Below are 5415 nucleotides of genomic sequence, written 5' to 3'. Positions count from 1 at the left end.
GCGCGGCTTGGCCCGACGCACGATGTAGGTCTGTACCGGCCCGTCTACGCCCTTGACGAGGATGGGGTCGCGCGGCTGCACGTCGAAGATGCCGCGCACGTGGCGGTACGTGTTATGGGAGATGAGGATCGTCCCCGGCTCGGCCGCCGCTTCCAACCGGGCAGCCAGGTTGACGGGCATACCAGTGACCGTGTCGATGCCTTCAGTCAGCCCGCCGGCGAAGACGAGGCCGGTGTCAATGCCGATCCGCACCTGGAAGCGGGCCAGCGGGACGCCGGCGATCCCGGCGGCCGAATGGATCGCCGGCGTCCCGCCGGCCGCCCACTCATCAACGATAGCGCGGGCGACCTCCTGAATCGCCAACGCGGCGCGGACAGCGCTCTCAGGATCGTCCTCTTGGGCGGCCGGCAGGCCAAAGATGGCCTTGAAGCCATCTCCCTGATAACGGGCAATGCGCCCGCCAAACTGACGGATAGGCTCGGCCAGCCGGGCGACCGCGGGATCCATCAGGGCCATCGTCTCTTCGGGGTCGAGGTCGCGCACCAGCCGGGTGTGATCGACGATGTCCATGAAGAGCATCGTCGCCATCTTACGTTGAGGTTCGGCGGCTTGGGCCAGAAGCGCAGATAGCCGCTCGTGGAGCGGGCCAAGCCCGGCCTCCACCACCGCCTCGCCCAGGGCCGGCCGCTGGGCCTCGAACGCCGCGATGGCCGCCCGCAGTTGCGCGATCTGTTCGTCTCTCGCTGCCATTATCGCTTCCTCGCCCGCCCCGCCAACTCGATTATAGCAGGGAGAACTGTCGCCCACTGTAGCGCAGGATTCTTATCCTGTGCTCGGCCCACAGATTAAGAAACCTGCGCCACAAGATGTGACTTTCGCCGCGCGCGAACATGACACAAGTCACCTGACACGACCCGCCGGCTGAGGTACTATTGCCAGAGTTGCGCCGCGCCGCGCCCCTTGGCGCGCGCCGGCCGAGAGAGTGTGACCTATGGCAGATACCGATCGGGACGGCCGTCCGTCCTTCCAAGATGAGTTCCCCATCCCCGACCACGACGAATGGCGGGCGGCGGCCGTCGAATCGCTCGGCGGCAAGCCGTTCGAGAAGCTGGTGACGCCCAGCTATGAGGGCATTCCCATCCAACCCATGTACCGGCGCGAGGACGCCGAGGAGTTCACCGCGGCCCACACGCTGCCGGGCCAAGCGCCTTACGTCCGCGGCAGCCGGGCCGCCGGCTACCTGGCCCAACCGTGGGCCATCGCCCAGGAATTGCCCTATGGCAGCCCGGCGGCTTTCAACCGCGCCCTGCGCTCCGACCTGGAGCACGGCCAGACGGCCGTGAACCTGCTGCTCGACGGCCCGACCCGCGCCGGCAAAGACCCCGACGCGGCCCGGCTGGGGGAGGTAGGGCGCGGCGGCGTCTCGCTGGCGACGGTCGAGGACGTGGCGGCGGCGCTGAAGGGGGTTGACCTGTCGGCCACGCCGCTGTTCGTCCGCGCGGGCACGGTCGCGCTGCCGCTGCTGGCGTTACTGGCGGCCCATCTGCGGCGGGCCGGCCGGCCAGTGGCCGATCTACACGGCTGCCTGGAGGATGATCCGCTGGGCGCGTTGGCCCACGAGGGAACGCTGCCCCTGTCGCTGCCGCGCGCCTACGACGAGATGGCCCAGCTCACGCGCTGGGCCGACGAGTACGCGCCGCGCCTGGGAACGATCGCCGTCCACACCTACCCCTACCACAACGCCGGCGGCAACGCGGTGCAGGAGTTGGCCTTTGGGCTGGCGACGGCCGTGGCCTACGTGCGCGCCCTGGCCGAACGGGGCGTGGACATCGCCGTCGCCGCGCGCCACGTGCGCTTCGATTTCGCCGTGGGCGGCCACTTCTTCATGGAGGTCGCCAAGCTGCGCGCCGTCCGGCTGCTCTGGGCGCAGGCTGCCGCCGCCTTCGGCGGGGATGAAGAGGCGCAACGGCTTCACCTGCATGCCCGCACTGCCCGCCGCAACAAGACGACCACCGACCCCTACGTCAACCTGCTGCGCGTGACGACGGAGGCGCTGGCCGCGGCCGTCGGCGGCGTGGACAGCCTGCACGTCGCCCCGTTCGACGAGCCGCTGCGCCCGCCGGACGAGTTCTCGCGCCGCATCGCCCGCAACGTGCAGGTCATCCTGCAAGAGGAGGCGCACCTGACCGAGGTCATCGACCCGGCCGGCGGGGCCTACGCCGTGGAGGCGCTGACCGAGGCGCTGGCTCGCGAGGCGTGGGCGCTGTTCCAGGAGGTGGAGCGGCGAGGCGGGATGGCCGCCGCGTTGCAGAGCGGTTTCGTCCAGGCGGCTGTGGCTGCCGTGGCCGAGAAGCGCGCCGCCAACCTGGCCAAGCGGCGCGACGTGCTGGCCGGAACCAACCAGTACGCCAACGCGACCGAAACGCCGTTGCCGGCCGACGCCACCGACTATGAGGCGCTGTACCGCGAGCGGGCGGCGCAGATGGCCCACTACCGCACGCACGATGATGATCCGACGGTGCACCAGATCGCTCTGGAGCGGCTGTCGCAGATGCTGTCGGCCGCGCCGGAGGAGATGGTCGAGACGGCCATCGCCGCGGCCGAGGCCGGGGCGACGCTGAGCGAGATCACGCGGACGCTACGCGTGCGCGACGAGGCGCGACCGACTATCGTGCCGCTGCCGCTGGGGCGGGCATCGGAGCCGTTTGAGGCGCTGCGAGCAAGAGCCCTCTCCCCAACCCTCTCCCAGGGGGCGAGGGAGTCAGACCCCCTCATCCTTCGGGAGAGAGATGGGGCGAGGGAGTCAGACCCCCTCGCCCTTCGGGAGAGGGATGGGGAGAGGGGGAAACCACCGCGCCTCTTCCTCGCCAACCTCGGCCCGCCGCGCCAGCACAAAGCGCGCGCCGACTTCACCCAGGGCTTCTTCGAGGTCGGTGGCTTCCAGGTGCTCACCAACAACGGCTTCAAGACGCCCGCAGAGGCAGCCGCCGCGGCGCTGGACTCCGGCGCGCCGGCCGTCGTCATCTGCTCCACCGACGAGACCTATCCCGAACTCGCGCCGCCGCTGGTGGCCGCGATCAAGGCTGAGTCGCCCGAGACCGTCGTCCTGCTGGCCGGCCGGCCGGCGGAGCAGCTGGACGCCTTGCGAGCGGCGGGGATAGATGAGTTCATCTATTTGGGGGCGGATGTGGTGGCGGTGAACAACTGGTTACTGGATAAGATTGCAGAGGGGTAGAGGAATGGAAGCGAAGCTGAGTTTCAAATACGACCGCGAAGCCGATATCTTTTACATCGATACGCTCGCTTCCTATCCAGAACAGGAAAGCGAGGAAATGGGCGACGATGTAATCGCGCGTATGAACCCCACGACAGGTGAGATTGAAAACCTGGAAGTTCTCTTCTTCTCCAGCCGGTTGCTGCGGCGCGAGTGGTTTGAGTTGCCCATCGCCGCTCACCTTCAACCCGCGAATGGCTAACATGGACGCGGTTTCGCTTCTTCCACCCGTTCATACGGGCGCGCTACGCCTGTCGCGCTATTTCGGCCTGTCAGAGCGCTTCTGGATGAATTTGCAGTCGCGCTATGACCTGGAACTTGAGAAGGATCGCCTGAGAGGGCGGCTGGAACGAGAAGTAAAAGTGTACGCAGCCGCCGACTAGGCTAAAAACGCCATGAACCAACCTGACTTCACTCAGATCAACCTCAAATCCGACTACCCTCGCTCCTCCCTCGCTGGCTGGCAAGCCGCGCTAGAGCGCGAAACCGGCCGCCCGGCGGGCGACTTCCTGTGGCGGACGATGGAGCAGATCGACGTCCGGCCGCTCTACACCGCCGGCGATCTGGCTGGCATGGAGCACCTCGACTACGTGGCCGGCCTGCCGCCCTACCTGCGCGGCCCCTATCCGGCTATGTACGTCGTCCGCCCCTGGACGGTGCGCCAGTACGCCGGCTTCTCCACAGCCGAGGAGAGCAACGCCTTCTACCGCCGCAACCTGGCCGGCGGGCAGCGCGGCCTCTCTGTCGCCTTCGACCTGGCGACCCACCGCGGCTACGACAGCGACCACCCGCGCGTCGTCGGCGACGTGGGCAAGGCGGGCGTGGCCATCAGCTCGCTGCGCGACATGCAAATCCTGTTCGACCGCATCCCGCTGGACAAGATGTCGGTCTCCATGACGATGAATGGCGCGGTGCTGCCGGTCATGGCCTTCTACATCGTCGCCGCCGAGGAGCAGGGCGTCAGCCACAGCCAACTGACCGGGACGATCCAGAACGACATCCTCAAAGAGTACATGGTGCGCAACACCTACATCTACCCGCCCGAGCCATCGATGCGCATCATCGGCGACATCTTCGCCTACACGGCGCGGGAGATGCCCAAGTTCAACAGCATCAGTATCTCCGGCTACCACATGCAGGAGGCGGGGGCCACGGCCGACATCGAACTCGGCTACACCCTGGCCGATGGGCTGGAGTACGTGCGCACCGGTCTGCGGGCGGGCCTGAACATTGACGACTTCGCGCCGCGCCTCTCCTTCTTTTGGGCCATCGGCATGAACTACTTCATGGAGATCGCCAAGATGCGCGCCGGCCGGCTGCTGTGGGCCAAGCTCATCAAGCAGTTCAACCCGCGCGAGCCGAAGTCCATGGCCCTGCGCACCCACTGCCAGACGAGCGGCTGGAGCCTGACCGAGCAAGACCCGTTCAACAACGTCGCTCGCACCTGCCTGGAGGCGATGGCCGCCGTGCTGGGCCACACCCAATCGCTGCACACCAACGCGCTGGACGAGGCCATCGCCCTGCCGACCGACTTCTCGGCGCGCATCGCCCGCAACACGCAACTCTACCTGCAACACGAGACGGGCATCACCCAGATGGTCGATCCGTGGGGCGGCTCCTACCTGGTGGAGACGCTGACGGACGAACTGGTGCGCCGCGCCTGGAGCCACATCCAGGAGATCGACGGGCTGGGCGGCATGGCCAAGGCGCTGGAGACGGGACTGCCCAAGATGCGCATCGAGGAGGCCGCAGCCCGCCGCCAGGCGCGCATCGACTCCAAGCAGGAGACCATCGTCGGCGTCAACAAGTACCGGCTGTCGCGCGAGGAGCCAATCGACATCCTGGAGGTGGACAACACCGCCGTGCGCGAGCAGCAGGTGGCGCGGCTGGCCGCACTGCGGGCCGAGCGGGACGACGACACCGTGCAACACGTGCTGGACGGCCTGCGGCAGGCCGCGGTCACCGGCGAAGGCAACCTGCTGGAGCTGGCGGTCGAGGCGGCGCGGGCGCGGGCCACGCTGGGCGAGATTTCGGGCGCGCTGGAGAGCGTCTGGGGGAGGCACAAGGCCGTGATTCGTTCCATTACCGGCGTCTACCGGTCGGAGTATGGCGAGGAAGAGGAGATCACCCGCGTGCGTCAG

The 5415-nt window shown here is 67.8% G+C and carries 4 protein-coding genes and 1 pseudogene; 4 read left to right on the top strand and 1 reads right to left on the bottom strand.

The window, feature by feature from the left end; genetic code table 11:
- A partial coding sequence (locus ACE3UY_RS01975; RefSeq protein WP_374685871.1) for an adenylate/guanylate cyclase domain-containing protein occupies positions 1 to 750 on the bottom strand: 750 nt, incomplete at its 3' end.
- A gap of 241 nt (positions 751 to 991) precedes the next feature.
- Between ACE3UY_RS01975 and ACE3UY_RS01970 the strand changes: the two genes are divergently transcribed.
- The 4 genes and pseudogenes from ACE3UY_RS01970 to scpA all read left to right on the top strand — a co-directional run.
- Positions 992 to 3235: a methylmalonyl-CoA mutase family protein gene (locus ACE3UY_RS01970; RefSeq protein ID WP_374685870.1), complete on the top strand. Its 2244-nt coding sequence runs from the start codon at positions 992 to 994 to the stop codon at positions 3233 to 3235.
- A gap of 4 nt (positions 3236 to 3239) precedes the next feature.
- Positions 3240 to 3476: a DUF2283 domain-containing protein gene (locus ACE3UY_RS01965; RefSeq protein WP_374685869.1), complete on the top strand. Its 237-nt coding sequence runs from the start codon at positions 3240 to 3242 to the stop codon at positions 3474 to 3476.
- A 40-nt stretch (positions 3477 to 3516) separates the two neighbouring features.
- Positions 3517 to 3657: pseudogene (locus ACE3UY_RS01960) on the top strand (transcriptional regulator); the annotation flags it as partial.
- Between the two features lie 12 nt (positions 3658 to 3669).
- A partial coding sequence (gene scpA / locus ACE3UY_RS01955; protein WP_374685868.1) for a methylmalonyl-CoA mutase occupies positions 3670 to 5415 on the top strand: 1746 nt, incomplete at its 3' end.

The sequence above is a fragment of the Promineifilum sp. (SeqCode) genome (assembly GCF_041918635.1).
Classification (GTDB): Bacteria; Chloroflexota; Anaerolineae; order Promineifilales; family Promineifilaceae; genus Promineifilum.
Note: the sequence above shows the minus strand (reverse complement) of the source record. Positions and strands in the feature narration are given on the sequence as shown.

What these genes read in the sequence shown, in the direction of transcription:
- ACE3UY_RS01970 (WP_374685870.1), top strand. Translation starts at nt 992, where the DNA reads ATGGCAGATACCGATCGGGACGGCCGTCCGTCCTTCCAAGATGAGTTC.
- ACE3UY_RS01965 (WP_374685869.1), top strand. Translation starts at nt 3,240, where the DNA reads ATGGAAGCGAAGCTGAGTTTCAAATACGACCGCGAAGCCGATATCTTT.